Genomic DNA, 23634 nt, shown 5'->3' with positions numbered 1-23634 from the left:
GTGAGAGTCATGTTCAGCAATCACTTATTAGTAATCAAATTTTACTTTTTTTAATCACTTAAGTGATTAAAAAATAAACTAAATAAATGGCTTTATTACAGTGTTTAGGCTAAAATAAGGTTTTTGTCGGAGCACTGATGATGCCTGTTACACATCTTTTATTAGCTCTTTTAGTTGTTGTAATTTGGGGGGTAAATTTTCTTTTTGTTTCTTTTGGACTGGAAGAAATTTCACCGCTGTTGCTCTGTTCCTTACGCTTTTTATTGGCGAGTGTTCCGGCTATTTTTTTTATTAAAATTCCTCAAGGTTCATTCAAAGTAATAGTTCTGTATGGCTTTGTTATGTTTGCTTTGCAATTTGCCTTCCTTTTTATGGGCATGAACATCGGCATGCCTGCTGGAATGGCCTCTTTACTGATGCAAACACAAGTATTTTTCAGTATGTTTTTTGCTGGGATTTTCTTAGGTGAACAGCCGAACATAGGGCAGATTATTGGTGCACTGGTTGCTTCAATTGGAATTGGCTTGGTTGCGATGCATTTTGATAGTGATATCTCTTTGGCTGGTTTTCTTTTTATTCTTGCCGCTGCGGCAACGTGGGGATTTGGGAACCTGATCACTAAGAAAATTAAAGGGAATAGCAACAATATGATGGCAATTATTGCTTGGGGAAGTTTTGTTGCATGTTTGCCCATGTTTCTTTTTTCTTTAATGGTTGAGGGACCTGCAAGTTTTGTTTATACCTATGAACATTTAAGTTGGCGCGGTGCTATTTCATTGTTTTACATTGTGTTTGCTTCAACTTGGATAGGTTATGGAGTTTGGAACTGGCTCATTGCTCGTTATCCAGTGGGAGTGGTTGCTCCATTTACTTTATTGGTACCTATTGTTGCCATCCTAAGTTCAGTTTTAGTCTTGGGTGAACCGTTCCAGCTATGGAAACTGGCTGCAGGATTATTGGTCATCGGTGGTTTATGCATCAATATCTTGGGTGCGCGTTTCTTTGCAGTGAAAGTACATTCGGAAGCCGCATAAAATAAATTGTTGACTCTCGATGTATTAATGTAGCCTGGGTATTGCGAAGCGAAACCTGGGACTTTTATTGCTTTGATGTATCGAATTTCCCTCTGCTTTGCTGCGCCCAAACTACACCTTATTAGAGAAAATGATATATCATATGCCTTTGTTATAAATATTGGCCCTCAATTGTGATTGATTCGAAAACCATAACCTTGTGTGCGGATGATTTTGGCCTGGATTCCGGAGTTTCAGAAGGAATTCTAAAATTAGTACGCATGGGACGTTTGTCCGCTGTAAGCTGCATGGTGAATAGTCCTGGATTTATTCCTTATGCCAAAAAACTTCTTACCTTAAAAGAAATCAAGCCCATCAAAATTGGTTTACATTTCAATCTGACAGAAGGTTATTTAACATCTATTCCTGAAAAAGCGTGCTTTACTTTACCTGAGTTGTTGATAAAAACGCATATGCGCTCAATGAAATTGTCGTTTATTGCAAAAGAATTTTTGGCGCAGCTGGAGCAATTTATCAGGGTCATGCAACAGCCTCCGGATTTTATTGATGGCCACCAACATGTTCATCAATTTCCCGTAATTCGGAACGTTATTTTGGATCTCTATGCACAAAAATTGAAAAGTTATGGAACATATATTCGTTCCACTTGGCCTTCCATGAATTTGCCTCAATACCGATTTAAAGCAAAAGTACTGCATCTAACTGGGGGAAAGGCCCTATTGAAACAGCTCATCAAATTAGGCATCCCACATCATCGATACTTCTCTGGAATTTATGATTTTGCACCCAATGCAAACTATAGAGAATTATTTAGAAAATGGATGAGCATTGCCAGAGAAAATACTTTAATAATGTGTCACCCGGGAGAAAATTCTCACAGTACAGATCCTATCGCTCAGGCACGCATCAAGGAATTTAATTATTTTTCAAGTGACGAATTTTTAAGGGATTGCGATGAGTTTCATATTCAGTTGGAGCAGCATGAGCATCTATTATATTCCTAAAGTAACTTCAGGTTAAATTTACTCGCTTATTCTTTTTATGTATTATCTTTTTGGTAATTATGAGCTGTTGGAATAAAAAGGAAGAAACCCTTGAATGACGTTTTTTGGATCTCTTGTGGGGCGATCATCGGTGCGAATTTACGCTATCTCGTAGGTCGTTTTTCCGTTAAGTATTTATCAGCAGATATTCCTTTTGGAACATTCATTGTTAATCTTACTGGAAGCTTCATATTAGGTTTCTTTCTTGCCTGGACTTTAGAGCGAGTGGAAGTTGATCCCCGATGGCGCTCGTTTGTTGCCGTTGGGTTTTGTGGGGCTTATACCACCTTTTCAAGTTTCAGTTATGAAACCTATGTACTGGCAGAACAAAGTGATTATGCACTTGCTGCACTAAATTTTATTTGCAATAATCTTTTTTCATTATTGGCTGTTGTTGCGGGTATAGTGCTCGCTCGGGCAATCTAAAATGAATCACGTAAAAGTCTCCATCTATATCAACGAAGCAGATAAATGGCAACATCGCCCTTTGCATCTTGAGTTATTGAGTATGCTTGATAAGGCTGAAATAGCCAGTGGAATGGTGTTGCGCGCAGTTGCTGGGTTTACGCTTAAAAATCCCGTTGTCTCTGCATCATTGGTTGATATAGGAAGCAAACTTCCTTTAGTAGTGCAATTCATTGATACAATGGATAAGGTGGATGCCATATTACCCAAAGTGAAGGAAATGGTTGGAAATCGCCTCATCATTCGTGAGCCTGTTGAAGTAGTTAATGGCATGTGTCCTGATTTTCTATCTCCTGATAACACATGATTCAACATCGAAACCTCCACGAAAAACGTAATCACTGACAATTTACTATCGACTAAAAACTGGGTTTAATTTCTTGAATTTTTCTGTATGGGGTTCAAATGCCAACATCTCATGGCAAAATTAATTGTATAAATCTATTTATATACTATAATTATCTATAAATAGAGGGTTTTGGCATGAATCATTTACAATTGGCACCTTTTACCTTTCAAGATTTAAGTGAAGACGTTCTCAAACGCAATACCCAGAACGTGGTTGCACTTTTCAAGCATTGGCAATTGAAAAATGAAGAGGAGTGTGAGCTTTTAGGGGGTATCAGTCCCGCGCAACTTGCCAAATTTAAAAAAGGAACAGCTCATATATCTGGCAGAGATACAATCGAGCGAGTAGGTAATCTTTTGGGAATTCACAAAAACCTGAGAATTCTTTATCCATACAATCGAGAGATAGTCTATCAATGGATAAAAGGGAGGAATCAAAAACTCCATAATCTTCGCCCTTTAGACCTTATGCTGGAGCAAGGTTACATTGGAATTGCTCAAATAAGGCGGCTCACAGATTTTATGCGAGGTCAGTAAACGTGTCTTTGTTTGATACTGTCAGGGAATATTCACAAGATGTTTTTAGAAATATAAGGGGAATAAAAGTATCCCAGGATTTATTTGATGATCTCAGTGATGATCCAGTAAATTGGGACGCAGCCAATAGCATAGAAAGTTATACCCATCCTGAATTAACCCATCAATCGTTAATACAACGCGCATTTGATTACAGTAAGAATGATTTTATTGATTATCCATTTGAAAAGATAACAAGCTCGCGTTATAGCGATGGTGCAATTGCATGCTGGTATGGTTCAGAAACATTGAAAACGACGATTTATGAAACAAAGTATCATTTTATTCAAGAAATCAAAGATTCGTGGGAAATTTTTCAAACACAAGATACCGTCATCATCGACAGACGAGTTGCCAAAGTTTATTGCCAAGGATTGGGGCTTGATCTGACTGCAAAAAAAGAAGAGTTCCCCTGGCTTGTTGATCCGGATAATTATACTCAATGCCAAGAAACGGGTAGAAGGGTGGCTCATGAAGGACATCCATTATTGATTGTTCCTTCTGCTCGCCATTTACAAGGGATTAATCTCGTTGTTTTTAATCCAAATCTGCTCTCTAATCCGAGAGAATATTGCAGATTACAATATGTTTTTGATGTAAAAAAGAGAACAGTTCAATGCATTCGAGGTGAAGAGGAAATTATCCTCGAACAAAGTGAAGTCGAAATTTAATTGGTTTGTTCCAGCGTAGGCGCACACTGGAATAGACTGCCCGAAAAATATCCGTCATCTACAAGGATGACGTGGTTGTTGGTGGTTAGGAGTAAGCGCAAGTATATTTTTAAGAGTTGGTTTTGACCATCAGGACTTATTGCGTTGAATCTGACGGCAGGCCCAAAATCTGGAGATGATGAAGCTATAAACGGAAACACAGCCTAAAACGAGAAATAAAGCAAACAGGTAATTTAAGCTAGTGTAACGTAAAAGTAAGAAATAAAGCATTTCATTAATGAGTCCCGCGGAAGCGGCGACTATAAAAAAATGGGGTAAACTCAAGGTTTTTTCATCATGTAATTGAGAAAAGGTTAAATACTTATGCCCTAAAAAGCTGACATTAAAGGCAATTAAAAAGGCAAAGATATTGGCTACTAGTGCCTGCACATGCATATATTTCACTAAATTGAATACAGTAAAGAGATGTATCAACGCAGCAGAACTACCAATACCTATAAAAAAAATGAGTCTATGCCTTAATTTCAGTTTGGTTGTCATCAAAACTGGATTCCTCATCAATAACGTAATGAGGCCGGTGTTTGACTTCATCAAAGACGCGGCCAATGTATTCACCCACTACACCCAAGGCAAAGAGTTGCAAACCACCAAAGAAAGTAATTGTGGTGACTATGGTTGCCCAACCAGGTGTTTCTATACCAAAAATCAGGGTACTGATAATAATCCAAAGGCCGTAAAGTATTGCCAGGGTTGCCACGCCAATTCCACCAATTGCAATCATCCGTAACGGAAATGCAGTAAATGATGTAATCCCAGTGATTGCCAAATCCAAAAGCGAATAAAAATTCCATTGTGACGAACCTGCTTTACGAGGTTGGACTTCAAAAGGAATTGCAATTTGTTTAAATCCGACCCAACTGTATAAACCCTTCATGAATCGATTTCGTTCAGGTAATTTCTGGAGTGCTTTTACGATTTTTCGATCCAGGAGTCTAAAATCTCCAGCATTTGCAGGGATATTAATCCGATTTATTCGTGAGGTAAATTGATAGAACGCTTTGGCGCACGTTCTTTTCAGCCAGGACTCATCGGAACGATTTTGTCGTACGGCATAAACCATATCATAACCCTCTTCCCATTTGGAAAGAAATTGACTTAAAAGTTCGAGAGGGTGTTGGAAGTCGGCATCGATTAAGATAACGGCGTCACCTTGGGCATGATCAAGACCTGCGCTGATGGCATTTTCTTTACCAAAATTTCGACTAAAACGAATGCAGCGAAGCACAAATTGAGTTCTTAATTGTTGAATAATCAGCGGCGTGTTGTCGTGGCTGCCATCATCCACAATAAGTATTTCATAAGCATAGCCAAGTTTTTGCAGGGTATCCGTCAATGCAGCAATGAACTCTGAAATTCCTGCCTCTTCATTGTAGACTGGAACAACGCAGGAAACGCATTTTTTATGAGGTACTGGTATGGACATTTTTCGGTTTAATTGGTACGCAAATGCTGTAATAAGCGCCTATATTAACCCGAATCATCAATTCTCGTAAGTGGATTTAAATTTTTTTTCTTCTTACAAGAAGAAGCTGATATTATGAACATCCTGTTTTTTGCTTCAAGTGTTATGGACAAAATATGGTGTATACTGATTTTGAAGTAGTGTGGAAAAATAAAAAAGGCCCTATTTTCCTGGATGGCAAAGTTGCAAAATTTTTGTTTAAACAAAAAGAGAGTATAACTTTTCTACCTTCACTGTTTAATAGTTCCATTTCAGGAAAATCATCAAAATTAAGTCTCTTTTCAAGCGATGAGCAATTTACCTTTAGTCATAATCTAGTTCGATCGGGTAAAAATCAATGGCATATTATTGATAATACCCACAAAGGCAAAGGTGGTTTTGGTTCAGTAAATGAATCAAAATATAAAATAGTTGTAACTCATGATTCAAAAAAAAAGGGGTATCAAGCCCAACTAGTCCCAGTAAATGATGTGATCAAAATTCAACGGCCAACAGAAGATACACGCTATCCTGAACTCTTGTCGCGGACTTTAAAAGAAGCAGCAAGACAAAAAAAACATGGGGTAAATGTTGTTGGTGTTGTTGGAGCACAAGATAAAGTAATTACAATCCTGGAGGATTGTGGCACCAGTCTTGATAAGCTATTGCCTTTTACGCCCAGCTACAATTATTCGTTTCAGTTCCGACTGGAAGTTGCGGCTCGCGTTGCTAGCGAGAAGCTTTTGTTACAGCAAAAAAATGTGGTCCATCGCGATCTTAAGCCAGCAAACATTTGTTATAAAAAGCTAGATAATGGGCAATTTTTTATTATTTTTATCGATTTTGGTTTGGCTGAAGACATTGATTCAAGGAATAATCTAAAACGTTCGGGAACATTGGCTTACATGGCTCCGGAGGTCATTTTGGGGGAGGGCAGTACTTATCAATCGGATATGTATGCGTTAGCAGCAATTTTGGGTGAAATTTTTGGTGCAAAGTATATTTTAAAATATAAGGAATTAGCGACAAACCTCAGAGATTTAGCTAGTGTTTCTTATTGTTTTGATGGTTTATTTACGGGTTATGATGTATCCGAAATTGATCCCTATCTTTTAGACGACATTAAGATGTTACTGAGCGGTCTCCAAAGTAGAAAACCCGAAGAGCGTCCTACAATTGAACAAGTCAATAAATTTCTTATTACTCTGCCTTCAAGAATGGATGCGTATAAAAATTTTAATGATAACTGGGCGGTCATGTCTCAACATTTTGAAGCGTTTGAGGCCTACCATCAACGTATGAATTTATTGAAAGCAAAGCATTCCCTATCCCCATTTAGGGATAACCAATTGTATGAACATAATGTACTAAGTGATGCATTTAATCGAAGAATGCTTCAAAAAAGAATGGCAATTTACCGTGAAATTTCAAAATTTTCCTTACCTAAGTCTCATTACGAATTGTCAAAAAAATTGGTAAAGGAAAATCGCAGCGTAGATTTTGATGATGAAGATAATCCTTACCCTAATGTAGAAAATGTAATTCATATGCTGCAACAGGAAAATCTGAAATTTAAGAACGCGATGTATAGTTTTAATGAATGCGTCAAGGTAATGGTAAATAATAAACAGTTAACGGAAAAATTTATAAATACGAACAGCACCGGGATGAGAAAAATTGCGAGTATTTTAAGTTCGCCTTTATCACCTCTAGATCAATTGCAACAATTACACCAACTAGGTCAATCAAAGACGACAGCAGGATTCTTTTACTTTTTCAGCCATTCCAAAATTTGGGGCAAAGGCCGACATGAGAACATTGAGAAACTGTATCAAAAACTGGCGCAGATCGACCCGGAAAAAGAGCAAAATGAATATATTGCAAAAACTCAATTAGAGGAAATCACTCAATTTATTCAAAATACAGCAACTTTTACGCATTAATTGCGAGCGAAGTCTACCTTTAGATCTACGCTTGAAGGCGAGAGATAATAATCATAATCCACACTACGAGTGCATTAATAAGTGTGACGAACACCGCAGCGGAGCCCAAATCTTTGGCTTTTTTCGTTAACGGGTTCCAAGAGCGATCAATTCGATTCAATGTGGTTTCTACAGCTGAATTTAATAATTCAGCTACGATAACTAGGAGCAAAGTACTAATTAATAAAGCCCGCTCAATGTAGGTTTTTCCTATAAAAATGGCAACGGGTAAGGCAATGATGCCCACTAAGAGCTCAAGGCGAAATGCGAATTCGTCTTGAAAGGCCGCTTTGAATCCATCAAAAGAATAACGGCTCGCTTCTTTTAATTTCAGAATTGCTTTCACTATGAATTTGGCCATTCGATTAGTCCTACAAAACTTCGTTTTAACTTTTTTAGTTTGTCTGAGATTGCTGTACTTTTCAAATAGATCTTCCATAATAAATTACGCTGAAGAGTTTTCATGCATTTCTTAATAAAGTTCAGCCATAATTATCTTGGATTTAGGGGTTTGGTATGGGGGAAAATTGTTACACTAGTTTGGTCGATTTACTGGAAAAAAAAGTAGAAAAAAATCCGAATTTTCCACTCTATACGTTCATAAACAGAAAAATAAAGGAAAATAATAACCTGACTTATCTTGAGTTAGCAGAACAGGCAAAGAAAATAGCAAGTGTTTTGCAGGAAGTAACACATCATGGTGATCGTGTCTTAATTATTTATCCTCCTGGTCTTGAGTTTATTTCTGCTTTTTTTGGCTGTTTGTATGCAGGGACTATTGCCGTACCCTCTTATCCACCCACCACAAAAGATTGGGCAGCGAAATCCCAACGTATTATTAAAAACTCAGGGGCACATGTTGTTTTGACAACAACAGAGCTGATGGTGCAAATCAAAAAATTGAATGCAAAATTTGATGATTGTGCAGTGATACAATTCATCACTACCGAAGATTGGGTTAATGCTCCGGATACCTGGCGTACTCCCTCTCTTACTGAGCATCATATTGCTTTTTTACAATACACCTCAGGCTCCACTGGAAAACCCAAAGGAGTGATGGTGAGCCATGGTAATTTGCTGCATAATTTATTAGTAATTGAAAAAGCGAATTGTCTTACTGAAGAAGATATCAGTGTTTCCTGGTTACCTCATTATCATGATATGGGGCTTATCGGCGGGATATTACAACCTGTTTTTAGCACGATTCCCGTAAAATTGATGTCGCCATTGACCTTTTTACAACGCCCGGCAATTTGGTTGGAAACGATTGCACATTATCGGGCTACGGCTACGGTAGCTCCCAATTTTGCTTATGATTTATGTACGAGTAAAGTCACTGAGAAAGAAAAAGAACACTTGGATTTAAGTAGTTTGCAATGTGCAATGAGCGGAGCAGAACCCATTCGCAGGGCAACTATTGAACGTTTTATCCAACGTTTTAAACCTTGTGGCTTTTCCCCAGAGGTTTTCTATCCCTGCTATGGACTCGCTGAGTCGACATTGATGGTCACAGGAGGGAATCGCCAACAAGGAATAAGCTACCAGTGGGTTGATAAGAATGCTCTCGAGCAGGGAGAAGTACTTTATTGTGATAAATCCCATCCTGATGCCCGCAGTTTAATTAACTGTGGACAGCCCATTGACACTTGCTATCTTGCAATTGTAAATCCTGAGACTTTGTATGAATGTCCAGAACGGGTGGTTGGGGAAATATGGGTGGCAGGTAAAAGTGTTGCTCAGGGATATTGGCAATTAGATCAGGAAACAAAACACTCCTTTAATGCTCGTCTCGCAACTAAGGCGCATTCTTTTTTACGCACCGGGGATTTGGGTTATCTGGATCAGGGATCACTTTATGTAACCGGGCGTTTGAATGATCTAATTATTATTCGTGGTCGTAATTATTACCCTCATGATTTGGAAGATACCATTCATGCATGCCATCCCCATCTACAGGAGCACGGCTGTGCCATCTTTTCCATAGAAGAACAGGATCATGAATTATTGGTTATCGTTCAAGAAATCAAAAAGGGCGTTGAAGCTCTGGCTTTAGAAGAAATAATCAAAACCATCCGAAGCAATGTGCTACAAGTCCATGGAATTGATGCAGACGTTGTGGCTCTTGTGGCGCGTAAATCAGTTCCCAAAACAACCAGCGGAAAAACGCAACGTTTACTATGTAAGAAAAAATATCTACAAGGCGATTTAAATATTATCTGCATCGATACGTTCGCAAAGAATTTAGCAGGGGAGCCTGAAAAGACACTGCATGCTGAAACGGCAGACATTGCTCAAATGCTTCACCCCATTTTTAATGAAGATATTACGGTTTTAGATAAAGAAAAAAAGTTAAGCGAATTGGGAGTCAATTCATTCAAACTGGGCGAGTTGTACTATGTCCTTTCAACAGCCACTGAAAAAGACCTATCCATTGAGTTTCTACTCAAAGATCCAAGTTTGGGCGAAATAATGGATTTGTTCTCAGGTAAAACAAAGGAGTTACTGGTTTCTCATACCCCGATTGATTTGGTTGCTGAGTTTAATCAGTATAAAAACATGACAACCCATATTAACTCTTTGCCCAAGGCAACTCCCCAACATGTATTATTAACCGGCGGCACAGGTTTCTTGGGAGCATATGTGCTACGTGAGCTGTTATCCAATACGAGCTGGCAGATTACCTGTCTTGTTCAGGCCGGTTCACACGCGACAGGAATAAGCAGAGTAATAAAAAATATGGAACACTATGGTGTATGGAGTCCGGTTTATTATGATCGAATTAAAGTCGTTCTAGGGAATTTGGAAAAAAATAATTTGGGCCTTTCCAAGCATGATTGGTACTATTTGGCGGATACGGTCGATCTTATTTTTCATGGAGCCGCGGTACTTAATTTTATTTATCCATATCAAAAACTTGCAGCAAGCAATGTCTTTGGTACAAAACAACTTATTGATCTGGCTGGGTACAGAAAGCTGAAAGCACTGCATTATATTTCCACCGTAGGCTATTTTATGTCGGCTGATTTAATGGATGACAGGGTGATCAGCGAGCACACTGAGCTTTCACCCCAAGAAGGAATTTATGGTGGCTATAATCAAACAAAATGGTTGGCAGAGCAATTGGTACTTCATGCCCGAACCTATAATATTCCAACGGCGATTTACAGGCCTAGCCTGATTACGGGGGAAAGTCAAACCGGTTATTGGAACCAGGATGATGTGGTGTGTCGTATCCTCAAGGGATGTATCGAGCTAGGGGCTCGACCAATATTGGACGTGGGGTTCAATTTTGTTCCTGTCGATTACGTCGCAAAAGCAATTACTCGTTTGGCTATGGAAAAACCACATCAGTCTGATACGTATCATCTAATAAACCCACAGGAAGTTAGTGTAGAGCAATTATTTGGATATGTTAGAGCCAAGGGTTTTAAGGTAAAGGATGTCACATACCCTGAATGGGAACGAATGATTAAAGAGAAAAATCAATTAAATCACTCATTTTCTCCGTTACGTCCCTTCTTTACGGAAAAAGTAGTAGATAAAGACAGTTCATTGTTTGATTTATATCTCCACAACAATAAGGCGAAAATCGATTGTACTTATACAAAAACTCAGTTAGCTCATCACGGCATTTATTGTGAAAAAATTGATGAAACAGTATTCAATAAATACCTTGATTATTTAATTCAATGCAGTTATTTAACTCAATTAACTGAGGAAGCAATATAAGCGAAGTGCCAGCAGGATCGGGTCTTGAAGTATCGTTCCTTTTTTAAAGACAAGAGTTTTTACTGATTCTCGCAAAGTCTATGTGCTATATTTTTAAAGGGGGTATTGGTAGGAAAAAGCATGCAAAGCATTCAATACATCACGTCACTTCCTGATGATGGGATTGATGTTTGTGAACGTGTAAAGGAACATGGATTTGGTTTATATGAGACCATGGGCGCACGCCCGAGCCAAGAAGATGCCGCTTTTGCATGTTGGTATCCTCCAAATCATTTTAATCTACTTACCCCACAGGAGATAGGTCGTCGTTTATGGACCAGTTATCACGTAATTAACATTTTAGGGCGTAATGTGATGCATGGGGGCACGACGGCGTCGACGACAGTATATGATGGTCATCGGAACTTAATCACCGCAACTTTAGCCGATTCCCTTTGTTTTGCGGTTATTTACGATATGCAGGCGAAGTTAAGCGGTGTAGTACGCTTAAATAGTATTATTCATCACCCTGCGTTTGAGATGGAGCGTATTCAAAAAGCAGGCGGCGTAGTCTTTTTCGATCGCATCAATGGTCAGCTGGCAGTATCTCGCGCGATAGGTGATTTTGATTATAATGATGGAGTAGTTTGTGCTGATGCACAAATCGATATTCATTACCTCGATAAGATGAGTGACTCCCTTGGCATTTCTCCAGAATGCGTAAGAACGGTTCAAATTATTACAACATGTGATGGTTTTACAGAGCCATTAGCAGGCCAAACCCAAAAAGCACATGAACAGTGGCTTTTTAATTGTTTAAATGAAATACCCTTGGCAAACAAACTAGAAGAACACCAATTAGCAAAAATGCTTGCGAATAAAGCGCTCGAACGGGGGACGCGGGATAATATTTCAATTGCGATCCAAACTCTTTCTCCTTCACAACCTTTTTTGATAGGGATTTATGATGGTCATGGGGGAAAAGATGCGTCTCACTTCACAGCGGGGAACATAGGGGCCGTTTTTGACTATCAGTGCTCTTTAACTCAAGAAGCTTATGCACTGCAGCCTCTGAGCGCAGATAAGAATTTCATTACCTATTATCGGGATAACAAGATTTAATAACCATAAACTGATTTCAAGCAAATCGGGACATCCTATGCAATCCAAGGTTGTGATATAATTATTTTTTTTGTGATTTTAGGGAGGAATATTGTGCAAGAGTTTTTGTCTATAAGTATGTTGATTATGTTGGCGGCGATTTCTCCTGGTCCTGATTTTGCTCTAGTTGCTAAAAATTCCTTACTTTATTCCAGAAGAGAAGGAATCTATACTGCTCTTGGCGTTTCAGTGAGTCTTTTAATTCATGCAAGCTACTGCATTTTAGGATTGGCTCTTGTGATCTCACAATCATTACTGGCGTTCAGCATTATAAAATACCTGGGGGCTGCTTACCTGATCTATATTGGCATCAAAAGCTTACTCGCGAAGCGCGAAATGATGAAATTGGATGCCAACCATTCATCCCATTCCATTACCGGTTTGCACGCTTTTAATCAAGGTTTGTTGTGCAATCTTTTAAACCCCAAAGCAATTATGTTCTTACTGGCATTTTTTACTTTAGTGGTAAAGCCCGGTCATTCGATTATGACTGAGTTAGGTTATGGAGTTGAAATTGCCTTAATTCACATGATTTGGTTTTCCTGCCTCGCTTATATGCTTACCCATCAGTATGTCAAAACTAATCTAAATCGGTTGCAATATTACATTGTTAAAATTATGGGAGGTTTACTGGTCGGTTTTGGAGTCAGGATCGCAAGCTTAAATCATGCAGCGATGTTGGCGGAGTGAGTAGGCTTATAGTACTTCACACCCTGGATGAATTAATTGTCCGGGACTTGGATGTCCCGGAATTCATGACTATCGCATTTTCATGTATTCGTGTTTGCTTTCTGAGCCATCACTTGATGCTTTAATTGTTTTAAATAGGCTTAATTGAGATTTAACGAGAGAAATCTGCGGTAAAGTCTCATTTTTCTGACTTTCAAGGTGTGTCTTGGCATCTTGGATGATCAGTTTAAACGCATCGCAACAATTTTCTTCATCCAACTCTTTAGCATAAGTATCAGTAAAAAATCGAGCTATCTCGGAGGTGCCGTTTTCGCTTAGCTCCAAGGCGGTGCATTTACTTAAAATGGACCTTAAATGAGCGAAATTGATGTTCATTTTGTACTCTAAACTTGCAAACACATTTATTTCAAGTTGGTTAAGAAATTGGACCATCGACTGTCCCTTTTCGAAGGCTAAAAATCGCTCAATTTTTCTTATTTTGGGAATAAAATCACTATTCCAGATAGCGAGCTCGTCACTGGATTTAATATAAAGCAGAGTAAGACCAAAAATATGTCTGGAAAACTCGGTTAAAGAGACTGAACAAGGCTTCTGATTTTCAAATTTTAAAAAAGATTTCTCAATAAGACCTAGAAAAAATTCTATTTCAGGATTTTCCCCTACTGCTTTAACAGATAGAAAGAGTTCATTTAAAAAAACTTCTCCACCTTTTCTATTTTTTTTGGGGAGCGTTTTTAATAATTCACGCATTACTCTTAAGTGCCACATAATTAATTACCTTATGGTTAATTTGCGCAGAGTGTACTAAAAATATATTAAGTGGTCGTTAATTATTCGCGATTGATTGCGACTATAAGCTTTTCTTTAATATACGAGATACAACCATAACACTATATTTTGCAAAAGGGATATTTGTATAATAAATGCCCGCTAATTTAGCATCCTGCATTTTTTGAACTAATATGATACTAAGCGAGTACTGATTTTACGGTGCTTCATTATGGACATGAAGGATGATTTGGAACGCAGCAAGCGCATGCCATTAATTTTTATTGGTCATGGCTGTCCCATGCATGCAATTCAAACTAATAAATTTACGTTGAGCTTACAAGCTCTGGGTAACAAAATTCCTCAACCAACGGCAATTGTATGCATTTCAGCGCACTGGTTGACTAAAGGTACCTGGGTCACGCATATGTTAAATCCAAGAACGATCCATGATTTTTATTGCTTCCCCAAAAAGCTTTTTAACATAGCATATCTCGCTCCAGGTTCTCCTGAAACGGCAGAACGCATTAGAACCATCGTAACTCGGACTTCGATCAAACTGGATGACGAACAATGGGGATTGGATCATGGAACTTGGTCCGTGGTGCGACATATATATCCTCGGGCGGATATTCCTATTGTCCAGCTCAGTATCGACATAGAACAACCTGAGGAGTTTCATTATCAAATAGGTCAACAATTACAATTACTTCGAGAGCAAAACATTCTTATCGTCAGCAGTGGTAATTTAGTACATAATCTTTCCAAGATTAGTTGGGAGCGCAAATCAACGCCTTATGATTGGGCAGTTGAGTTTGATGAATGGTTCAAAGAAAAATTAATGGCCAGAGATTTTGCAGCATTAATTACTCACTATCGTGATACGATTGCGGGGAAGCTCAGTGTTCCTACTCCTGATCACTACTATCCATTGTTATATATTTTAGGTGCTGCACATGATGAAGACGAACTGGTTTTCATTTATGAAGCGATTGAGAATAGTTCGATTTCAATGCGCACATTTCTTTTCGGATAGAATTAAATAAATAATAATACTTAACTTTTTGATCTAATTAACAAATAATAAATGGACCGTATTAAAAGGAATTATATATGCAATCTCACATGGATAAACCACATATTCAATTAGCTATTATGTCCCGCTGGTATGTTGTTTCACGAGCACTACATGCTGTAGCCAAATTGGGTGTAGCAAATCATCTGGCTTCTGGGCCGAAAAGGATCGACGAATTGGCCCAAGCCACAGAGAGTCAACCCGAATTGCTTGATAGGGTGTTAAAGTTTCTAAGTAGTTATGATTTATTTAATTACGACCATGGCGTTTATTCATTGACCGAATTATCCAAACCGCTGTGTGACGATGATCCTCATTCCGTGCGCGATGTATTATGTATGGTTGATGATGCTTGGTGGCAAGCATTTTCTCAGTTGGACGCCAGCCTTAAGACGGGAAAATCTGCATTTGAGCTACAACACGGCGATGATTTCTTTAGCTTTCTCGGTAAAAATGCAGAGAAACAGCAAAATTTTGATCGAGGGATGGCTAAATTATCATCTTATGATGATGTGGCAATTAGCAATGCATACAATTTTGCTACTTTTTCCAACTTTGTTGATATGGGCGGCGGGCGAGGGGGGCTTGTAAAAGCAATTACCAAGCAATATCCCACTTTAAAGGCTATTCTTTTTGATACACCGGCAGTGATTTGCCAATTGGATTCAAAAGCATTTTCTAATCAAGTGAGTCTCCAGGAAGGTGACTTTTTTGCGAGTATCCCTCCAGCAGATGCTTATATTTTCAAAGGAGTTTTGCATGATTTTAACGATGAAATGATGCATAAAATATTAAAGAACTGCGCCCAACAAATGCCCCAAAATGCGACTTTATTTATTGCAGAACAAGTAATGCCTGATGACCATGAGCCCCATCCTAATAAAACGATGGATATTGTGATGATGGTATTACTTGGCGGCAGACAACGTACCTTGTCCGAATGGCAACAATCAATTGAACCTGCGGGATTTATCTTTGAAAACAGTTATCCAACAAATAGTTTATTCACTTTAATGGAATTTAAGCCTAAGACCCTGCACAGGTGAGTAAATCGATTGGCTTGGGGGCAGCGCAGCGAAACCCTGATTTAAAAATCACAGTTTTCAGGGGAGCCGATGCGTTGCACCCAGGTTAATTAATTATGATACAAAGTAGAACAAAAAATATGCAGTGGATCATATAGTTCTTTTAATTTAATCCAATCATCATACCGCTCTGCAAAATGATTTTGCCAAAACTCTGTATCTGGAGAGTCGCCCAAATATCCGGAAAGATAGCGCTTGCCACCTTGGGATAAAAAGAGTGCGTCCAAGTGTTTTATGGTTTCTAAACAACTTGGAATCAATGAGTTAGGTAAGCCCGGATTAAGGATCATGAAGGCAAAAATATCCTTGTCTTTAGGCAGTTGCAGAAATCCAGCTGGAGCAAGAGGCGCAATCCGGGCAAGATGTACCACGGTAGCATAGTGTAAAGGCAAAGTAGCCAATAATTCTTCCAGATTATTTAATTGAGAACCGGGTATGAAACATTCATACCAAGGATGTTGTAAGTCCCATTGCCCGGTTATTTTCATTGCATTAAAACGTGAATCATGACGATGTAAATAAGAGTGAATGGACTCATCTTGGGTATGTAGCAAGCGCCAGGGCTTTAATCCTAAATCACAAAAATCGGGTGGTAGATTGTCATATTCAAGCGCTACATGAAGGCAATAAAACCATTGGGCAAAAGGCGCTCGCCCTTTTGCCGATAATTTCGCACCTTGTATTGCCGGGGTACAAAATGATTCTACATAATCTGCTTTTGTTTGACATAAAAGCAAATCATTAAGCCATTCGTCCTTATCTAAATAAATTAAGAAGAACGTTCTAACATTTTTTAAACAAGGTCTTAGTGCAATACAGGCTTTGGTAATCAGTCCAAAACGTCCTTGCCCGCCTAAACAGGCTTGCATTAAAGAGGATTGTTGTTCTGTTTGGATCAACTCGCCATTAGCTTGCACTATTTCTAGTGCGTTGACATGGGCCGTTACACTACCGTATTTGAATGATGAAGCACCCATGCCGCCGGCAGAGAGAACGCCTCCAACTGTTAAATTACAATTATGAGGGACAACATATGGGGTCATAGATTGTTTTAACGTATTATCCAATAATGAAGCCCACGACGTATTGGCTTCAACCCAGATGGAGTTTGAATCAGCTTCTGAAGCATGATTAAAATGTTTCATATTAAGGAGCATGCCACCAGAAACGGTAAGTGATTGCCCACTCTGACTCATTCCATTACCACGGATAGTGACAGGTAGTTGATTTTCATGAGCATACTGTATGAATGATTGTACTTCTGCGATGGTTTGAGGTTCAAAAGCGGCAATTGGATCTGAGTGAATCAGCTTACCGAAATCTTCGCGGAAAAAAACAAGCGAATGCTCATCACTGAGCATCGCTTGTCCAAACTTTTTTTTACACTGCTTTATGTGAAATGAATTCCACTGGTTCTTTGTTTGCAGCATCTTGATGATTCCTTTGTTTTGCCAGTTCGAGTCTTCGGTTACAAGCAATAATCAAGCCATCGAACATCTTGTTAAATGCATCGTAGCATCGGTCTACCATTTTTAAGGCTTCGCGGCGAATGTGAATGGGTACTTGTCTTGAGAACAAAGAGCGTTCCATTTCTTCTTCAAACAAGGCATGGGCCATTTCAACTTCCAAGTGTGATGTGGAGAAATATTTGAGATTTTTATCTTCCCCTGTTTTTTTCACTTGTTTTGAAACTTTTTCAAAGAACACATGTCCTGATGATTCAATCGTTAAGAGGAGAACAATATTGAGAATTTCATCATTCGCTTTATATACTTCAGCTAAGATAGCATAAGCAGCATCGCGAGTTAATTGAGTTTCTTTACTGTAGAGCCAGCTTACATCATTGGTATCATTTACTGAATCGATATTGACTGCTCCCATGTACTTCTTATCATGTAGAAACCATTTTTCATGGCCTGCATCTTCAAGTCTGTGGTGACGAGCGACTTTTCGTAAATAGGGGTCGGTTACTCGCTCTTCGTTTATTCTTAAAATATCCTGGAACGTCATAGCCCAAAAGGTTAATTCAGGAACAAAATAGCCTAATTCTTTTAAACTTTTCAATTGTTCTAGTATTTCAAAAAAAGGATGATTCATGAATTCTTGTTGTTTGGAATCAATATAATCTTGTATGATTTTCATAGCCATCTCCATGAGAAAATTTGTTGGACACTTTTAACAATGCATTTCGCATACCAACTTTTTTTCTAATGATCCCTCAAAAAACCATGAAAAAAGGTCATTTATGCCCTTTTTCAATAAAAGGCAACTTGATTCCGCCATTTAAATGAATAAATAATAATCTATATGTCAAATTTTTGGCAAAGCAATCCCTTGAATTTTTTGCTTATTTTTAAATTCAAATCAATTATGCCAATTTTTTGTCATATTGTTTCAGTTTTTTCTCTACTTTATCCCAGTCAATCTCTTCAATTCGCTCCACGTTATCGCATATTTCATTTAAAAATTCCGCTTGTAATTCCCCATGTGCTTGAGCATCTGCATAAGGGGTATTGGTAAACATGACCAAAACATGTTTTGAAACATAATGTTCTGGATATCGACGCATTAATTCATGTTCCAGTTGTTTTTTTAAGTTAAAACTTCTGTCTCTGATGTCGATTTGAATTTCATGAAAGTTATCCATAGACATTTGTGCGACTGCATCAGTATTTATTTTTCTTGAACGATAGAATTCGGGCATTACTTCCTGCCAATCATCATGATATTGATCCAGAAGCTTATTCAAAATACGGCAGTCTTCAAACGCACTATTCATTCCCTGGCCAAAAAAAGGAACGACACCGTGAGCCGCATCTCCTATTAGGAGGCATTGATCTTGGTAATACCATGGCTCACATTTAATCGTACTCATATTACCTGTAGGATGTTGCGTAAATTCCTCAACTAGATGAGGCATTTCGACATAAGCATCCGGGAATGATTGTTTAAAAAAAGCATTAATTTTCAATTCATTATCCAGCTCAGCAAAGCTGTTTTTTCCTTCATGTGGTAAGAATAGGGATCCTGTAATGGATTGATCAAGATTAGGATTACCTAACAATAAAAAGGCTTCCCTGGGCCAGAGGTGTAAATGTTCGTGAACAAGGTGATTTTGGCCAGGAAGCCCTATAGATAGCTCTTTATATCCATAAGGTAAGAAAGTACGTGATGCGTGTACCAAATGCTTCGCCTGCAAGTACTCACGAACACAGGAACCAGCGCCATCAGCACCAATGAGAAGTTCATAGTTTTGTTTTAAAAAGGCGCCATCAGGTAATTCAAACATCGCCAATTTATTCTCAACATCCAATTCAATGAGTTTCGTATTGAAGTTGAGTTTTACCTTGGGAAATTTTTCTACCTCAGAAAGTAATAATTTATTGAGTTCATTTCTTAGGATTGCATTAATGTATTCATCATGATGTCGGCCAAACGATTGAAATTTAATTTGTCCTTGAATTTCATGAATCGCACGAGCCCGCATGGGAGCCATGAGTTTTTTCACCAGTGGCATGATGCCTACCCCTTCCATGCCCGTAATACCACGGCATGATAAAGCCAGGTTAATTGAGCGCCCATCATTTGCACGCATGAGTCTTACATCGGGGCGTGCATCAAATAATTCAAGTTTATAGCCTCTTTTAGCCAAATAGAGTGCAAGTAAGGCTCCCGCCAAACCCGAACCAATAATGGTTACTTCTTTCATTCCAGTCTCCTTGGGACGATTGCAGTCGTGAGTGAACATATTGTTGTAAACCGATGGGCATAAAATATCCTCGCCCGTACTGAGATTCACTTCCGACGACAATTACTACGACTGCTTATACATTAATAATCAATTCACCATAAAAAATACTCAAAATTACAGCGTAATTTTTACCAGCAAGAATCGTACCGATTTGAGAAACATTAGAAAAAATAGTAGGGAAATTTATAACATCATTTTTCTTAGCACCGTAACGAATGGCTTATGGTGTTATCGAAATTTAAATGTGTTGGCGAATAAAATCTTTTAAGTCTTCTGCTTTTTGAGGCATTGCAAAATAATAGCCCTGAGCATAGTCACAACCATGTTGCATTATAAATTGGCGTTGTAAATCGGTTTCAACTCCTTCTGCTAATACCTGTAAATTTAAGCTATGGCCTAAGTTAATGATTGCTCTTGTGATGGCTGCATCATTTTCTCGATTGACTAACTCACTGATAAAAGAGCGATCGATTTTTAATTTATCTACAGGAAACTGCTTGAGATAAGCTAAACTCGAATAGCCAGTCCCGAAATCATCAATAGCTAATTTTGTCCCCATGTCTTTCAACTCATACATGGTTTCGACTGCATGTTTTACGTTATCAACAAGCAGGCTTTCTGTGAGTTCCAATTCCAGAAATTTGGCAGGTAAACCTGTTTCAAGAAGAATGTTTTCAATGACTTCCGATAAGTGAGCCTGACGGAATTGTCGGCCGGAAATATTTACAGCCATAGTTAATTGGTCATAACCTTGACGATGCCAACGTACAAGTTGACTGCATGCCTCTCGCAAAACCCACATGCCAATATCAAGAATTAAGCCATTTTCCTCGGCCATACCTATAAATTCATTAGGAGGAACATCTCCTAAAATATGGCTATGCCAGCGTAATAACGCCTCAAAGCCAATAATTTTATTCGTAGCCAAATTAATAAAGGGTTGATACACCAGATGAAACTCTTTTCGCTTGAGTGAATCACGCAATGCATTGTCCAGTTGCATGCGATTAATGATGCGCATATTCATTTCTTTATCATAGGTACGATACGTATTGCGACCGCTATCTTTAGCATGATACATCGATAAATCAGCACATTTCATTAAAGATTCATAGTCATCGCCATCCTTAGGGTAATAGCTGATGCCTATACTACCAGTGATTTTTAAATTATGTTGATCAATCTGAATCGGTTTGGCTATAGAGGTAAGTATTTCTTCTGCCTTTTGTTGTGCCTGCAGCTCAGTAGCTACATCATGTAACAAAACCACAAACTCATCACCACCCAAGCGGCAGACGGTATCAAAATCATCAGTAGCAATCAACAAACGGTTGGATACGGCTTGCAACAGTCTGTCGCCAATACTATGCCCCAAAGTATCGTTCGTCATTTTGAAGTGATCGAGATCAAGGAATAAGAAACCCAGCATAGAGCCTTTTTTCTTGGCCAGTAAAATTGCTTGATCGACACGGTCGATTAATAAAACCCTATTGGGTAATTCGGTGAGCGAATCATGAGTTGCTTGTTGAATTAATTGTTGTTCCATCTCACGGCGTTGGGTGACATCGTTAATGATGCAAACATAATGCTTGACGTTGTCAAATGAATCTCTGACTGGTGCTACACTCACTTCACACCAAAAAACCTCACCACTGCGTCGATAACTTTCTAATTCCACAGTTTCTTCACGTAATTCCTTAATCGCCAGAGTAATCCGTTTATGATTTACATGCTCTACTTTGCTACCATGTAAAAAAGACAGATTTTGTCCTAATATTTGTCTTTCGCTGTATCCTGTAATGCGTTCAAATGCTTTATTAACGTAAATAATTGGCAAATCGGGTTTAGAAATATCAAGAATCGCAACCCCGTGTGTACTTGCTTCAATGGCTCGTTCTCGAATACGAAGTTCATCCTCTTCCAGCAATTTTTGGGTAATATCTCTGAAACTGTATACTCTTCCAACAATTTCCGCACCGATTCGTTGCGGCTGGGTAAATCGCTCAAAAATTCGGCCATCTTTAAACTGCAAAACAGGTAGTTCTCCTTGCCACTCTGGATTTTCATAAAGATATTTTACATCTGCAATTACTGCTTCGGGGTTGCTTAGTTGTTGCAAAATATATTCAAAACCAATACTTTCAGTACCTGATTCCAACATATGGGAGGGGATACGCCACATTTCTACGAATTTTTGATTCCAATCAACTACTTGCCCTTTGCCGTTTACCATCATAATGCCATCAGCAGTTGATTCAAGCGTGGCACGCAATAGGGATAAAGATTTTTCCAGCTCTACATTCTTTTCAAGAATATCATGAGTTTTTACATTAATATTTTCTGAAAGCGGCGCTTTAACAGAACGCTGAAATTCCGGTTGGGTGTGATACCATCTTTCAAGCAGGATAGATAGGTTAGAGGTAGGTGTAATTATTCCTAATTCTTCACACACATTAATAAGGGATGGTTCTCGGCCTTGCCTTTTAACTCGTTCAGCAGCCTCAGCCACCTCTTTGTAATCTAGTTTACGTCTTGCCATGTTCCCTCACTCATTCCCCTCACTGGACTAGCTCATGAATTAACTTATTGCTCGAAGCCAGTTCAATTTTAATTATATACTCTTAATGGATTTTTGCCTAAAAAGAAATCAAGTGATTTACAAGTTAATAAAAAAAGGCAGATAAACAGACGTAGCGCAGAAGGATTCCCGCATTCGCGGGAATGGATTTTTGACTATTTTTGGGGAGCAGGTACGGATACTGGTTGAGCTTGCTTCCCTGCTAATTGTTGCACTTGTGTATTCACCGTTTGTATTTGGGTTTGCAATTGACTTTGTACTGTTTTTATCTGATTTTGCAGTTGGCTATTTAGTGTTTGTATTTGTTGCTGTAAATCATTATGAACTTTTTGAATTTGTGCCTGGAGTTGCGTGTTAAGTTGTTGTGTTTGTTGCTGTTGTTGCGCTTGTAATTGCTTTAACTGATTTTGGATTTGCGTATTAAATTGTGCTACTTGATCATCAGCAAAAGCAATATTGGCCAAAAAGACAGTACAAAAAAGTGATTTTGCTAAAATTTTCATTAGTATTCCCTTAATTGAAAAAATAATCGGACATCATACTTTAACCTAATAAGCTATGAATTGACTAGGAACCCAATGAATTTATTACACCTATCAGGAAGTGGGATTGAAATTCATTCCTAACGTTTAAAACCGAGATAACTAAGGATTATTCCCAAAATCAGCTCAAATCCGGCAGTGCTGTAGGCGATATTTTTATTTTGCATAAAGAGAAAGGTTGCGTAGTCGATATAGTGAGGATACAAAATCATACTTGCCCCTTTTAGCAATACGATCCAGCTAATAATAGTTATTAAAAGCCGCCAATTCCCCTGCCATATATTATGGCTTACAACCATAAGTAACCCAAGAATAAGAGTCCAAAAACCGAGTACAAGCATTAAGGGTGCATTTTTAAGCAGTTCTTGGACGTAGATTGTAAACTGTTCCAAGTTGAGAAATATCGCTAAACTAACAAGAATCAAATAAAGTCCTAGAACTTTGCTTAAAAACTTTGATTTGTCCATTTTGATTATTCCTTTTTAACTATATAGCTCAAGTGTAGCCCTTGCTTAGAAGAAGTTCTATGGATTCAACAGTTTTTTGAATGTAGTCCTTCACCCTGACTGCTGACTATTTTAGTTGGATGAAGGTAACGCCTTAACCCGTGGCTTTTTTGGGGGGTATAGCGCTTGCTCAGGATTCCGCGCTGTACC

22 protein-coding genes are annotated in these 23634 nt (G+C 38.5%); 12 read left to right on the top strand and 10 right to left on the bottom strand.

Features of this window, described 5'->3' with window-relative positions:
- The first annotated feature begins 140 nt into the window (after positions 1 to 140).
- The 6 genes from BW930_RS12570 (at position 141) to BW930_RS12545 (ending at position 4137) form a co-directional block, all read left to right on the top strand.
- Positions 141 to 1034 (top strand): EamA family transporter, encoded by an 894-nt coding sequence (locus BW930_RS12570; RefSeq protein ID WP_058467023.1) that lies wholly within the window; start codon positions 141 to 143, stop codon positions 1032 to 1034.
- A gap of 173 nt (positions 1035 to 1207) precedes the next feature.
- The gene (locus BW930_RS12565) at positions 1208 to 2038 is read left to right on the top strand and encodes a ChbG/HpnK family deacetylase (RefSeq protein WP_058466998.1); all 831 of its coding nucleotides are present in this window, start codon (positions 1208 to 1210) and stop codon (positions 2036 to 2038) included.
- 90 nt (positions 2039 to 2128) lie between these two features.
- Entirely contained in the window at positions 2129 to 2503 is a 375-nt protein-coding gene (gene crcB, locus BW930_RS12560) for a fluoride efflux transporter CrcB (protein WP_058466997.1), read from the top strand.
- Between the two features lies 1 nt (position 2504).
- Positions 2505 to 2849, top strand: a complete 345-nt coding sequence (locus BW930_RS12555) for a DUF190 domain-containing protein (RefSeq protein WP_058466996.1) — start codon at positions 2505 to 2507, stop codon at positions 2847 to 2849.
- Positions 2850 to 3025: 176 nt separating this feature from the next.
- Complete coding sequence (locus tag BW930_RS12550; protein ID WP_058466995.1) at positions 3026 to 3427, top strand: hypothetical protein; 402 nt, start codon at positions 3026 to 3028, stop codon at positions 3425 to 3427.
- A gap of 2 nt (positions 3428 to 3429) precedes the next feature.
- Positions 3430 to 4137: an RES family NAD+ phosphorylase gene (locus BW930_RS12545; RefSeq protein ID WP_076547544.1), complete on the top strand. Its 708-nt coding sequence runs from the start codon at positions 3430 to 3432 to the stop codon at positions 4135 to 4137.
- A gap of 129 nt (positions 4138 to 4266) precedes the next feature.
- Here BW930_RS12545 and BW930_RS12540 read toward each other — a convergent pair whose 3' ends face one another.
- A complete protein-coding gene (locus BW930_RS12540) occupies positions 4267 to 4677 on the bottom strand; it encodes a GtrA family protein (protein WP_058466994.1) in 411 nt (136 codons plus the stop codon).
- Positions 4649 to 5620 carry a glycosyltransferase family 2 protein gene (locus BW930_RS12535; protein ID WP_058466993.1) on the bottom strand — a complete coding sequence of 324 codons (972 nt, stop codon included), beginning with the start codon at positions 5618 to 5620 and terminating at the stop codon, positions 4649 to 4651. Before BW930_RS12535 ends, BW930_RS12540 begins: the two co-directional genes overlap by 29 nt.
- Before the next feature lie 155 nt (positions 5621 to 5775).
- Here BW930_RS12535 and BW930_RS12530 point away from each other — a divergent pair, with 155 nt between their 5' ends.
- Positions 5776 to 7581 (top strand): protein kinase domain-containing protein, encoded by a 1806-nt coding sequence (locus tag BW930_RS12530; protein ID WP_058466992.1) that lies wholly within the window; start codon positions 5776 to 5778, stop codon positions 7579 to 7581.
- A gap of 25 nt (positions 7582 to 7606) precedes the next feature.
- On the opposite strand, the gene BW930_RS12525 is transcribed toward BW930_RS12530, so the two are convergent.
- A complete protein-coding gene (locus BW930_RS12525; RefSeq protein ID WP_058466991.1) occupies positions 7607 to 7981 on the bottom strand; it encodes a diacylglycerol kinase in 375 nt (124 codons plus the stop codon).
- A gap of 155 nt (positions 7982 to 8136) precedes the next feature.
- On the opposite strand from BW930_RS12525, the gene BW930_RS12520 reads away from it, so the two are divergent.
- From BW930_RS12520 to BW930_RS12510, 3 genes are all read left to right on the top strand, one after another.
- Positions 8137 to 11349, top strand: coding sequence for a thioester reductase domain-containing protein (locus BW930_RS12520; protein ID WP_058466990.1), 3213 nt, complete (start codon positions 8137 to 8139; stop codon positions 11347 to 11349).
- 120 nt (positions 11350 to 11469) lie between these two features.
- Positions 11470 to 12450, top strand: coding sequence for a PP2C family serine/threonine-protein phosphatase (locus tag BW930_RS12515; protein ID WP_058466989.1), 981 nt, complete (start codon positions 11470 to 11472; stop codon positions 12448 to 12450).
- 93 nt (positions 12451 to 12543) lie between these two features.
- Positions 12544 to 13179 (top strand): LysE family transporter, encoded by a 636-nt coding sequence (locus BW930_RS12510; protein ID WP_058466988.1) that lies wholly within the window; start codon positions 12544 to 12546, stop codon positions 13177 to 13179.
- A 69-nt stretch (positions 13180 to 13248) separates the two neighbouring features.
- On the opposite strand, the gene BW930_RS12505 is transcribed toward BW930_RS12510, so the two are convergent.
- Positions 13249 to 13947 (bottom strand): hypothetical protein, encoded by a 699-nt coding sequence (locus BW930_RS12505; RefSeq protein WP_058466987.1) that lies wholly within the window; start codon positions 13945 to 13947, stop codon positions 13249 to 13251.
- Between the two features lie 232 nt (positions 13948 to 14179).
- On the opposite strand from BW930_RS12505, the gene ygiD reads away from it, so the two are divergent.
- Positions 14180 to 14983 (top strand): 4,5-DOPA-extradiol-dioxygenase, encoded by an 804-nt coding sequence (gene ygiD / locus BW930_RS12500; RefSeq protein ID WP_238587822.1) that lies wholly within the window; start codon positions 14180 to 14182, stop codon positions 14981 to 14983.
- Positions 14984 to 15060: 77 nt separating this feature from the next.
- Positions 15061 to 16068, top strand: a complete 1008-nt coding sequence (locus tag BW930_RS12495) for a methyltransferase (RefSeq protein ID WP_058466986.1) — start codon at positions 15061 to 15063, stop codon at positions 16066 to 16068.
- 89 nt (positions 16069 to 16157) lie between these two features.
- Here the strand turns inward: BW930_RS12495 and BW930_RS12490 are convergent, their stop codons facing one another.
- The 6 genes from BW930_RS12490 to BW930_RS12465 all read right to left on the bottom strand — a co-directional run bounded on the left by BW930_RS12490 (position 16158) and on the right by BW930_RS12465 (position 23445).
- Positions 16158 to 17537, bottom strand: a complete 1380-nt coding sequence (locus BW930_RS12490; protein ID WP_058466985.1) for an FAD-binding protein — start codon at positions 17535 to 17537, stop codon at positions 16158 to 16160.
- Positions 17488 to 18249 (bottom strand): hypothetical protein, encoded by a 762-nt coding sequence (locus BW930_RS12485; protein ID WP_058466984.1) that lies wholly within the window; start codon positions 18247 to 18249, stop codon positions 17488 to 17490. The genes BW930_RS12490 and BW930_RS12485 overlap by 50 nt, the downstream gene beginning before the upstream one ends.
- Before the next feature lie 226 nt (positions 18250 to 18475).
- Positions 18476 to 19816: an FAD-dependent oxidoreductase gene (locus BW930_RS12480; RefSeq protein ID WP_058466983.1), complete on the bottom strand. Its 1341-nt coding sequence runs from the start codon at positions 19814 to 19816 to the stop codon at positions 18476 to 18478.
- Positions 19817 to 20096: 280 nt separating this feature from the next.
- Complete coding sequence (locus BW930_RS12475; protein WP_058466982.1) at positions 20097 to 22397, bottom strand: bifunctional diguanylate cyclase/phosphodiesterase; 2301 nt, start codon at positions 22395 to 22397, stop codon at positions 20097 to 20099.
- Positions 22398 to 22591: 194 nt separating this feature from the next.
- Positions 22592 to 22939, bottom strand: coding sequence for a hypothetical protein (locus BW930_RS12470; RefSeq protein ID WP_058466981.1), 348 nt, complete (start codon positions 22937 to 22939; stop codon positions 22592 to 22594).
- 119 nt (positions 22940 to 23058) lie between these two features.
- A complete protein-coding gene (locus BW930_RS12465) occupies positions 23059 to 23445 on the bottom strand; it encodes a hypothetical protein (protein ID WP_058466980.1) in 387 nt (128 codons plus the stop codon).
- Between the last annotated feature and the right edge of the window lie 189 nt (positions 23446 to 23634).

It is taken from the genome of Fluoribacter gormanii (assembly GCF_900156395.1).
GTDB classification, from domain to species: Bacteria; Pseudomonadota; Gammaproteobacteria; order Legionellales; family Legionellaceae; genus Legionella; species Legionella gormanii.
Note: the sequence above shows the minus strand (reverse complement) of the source record. Positions and strands in the feature narration are given on the sequence as shown.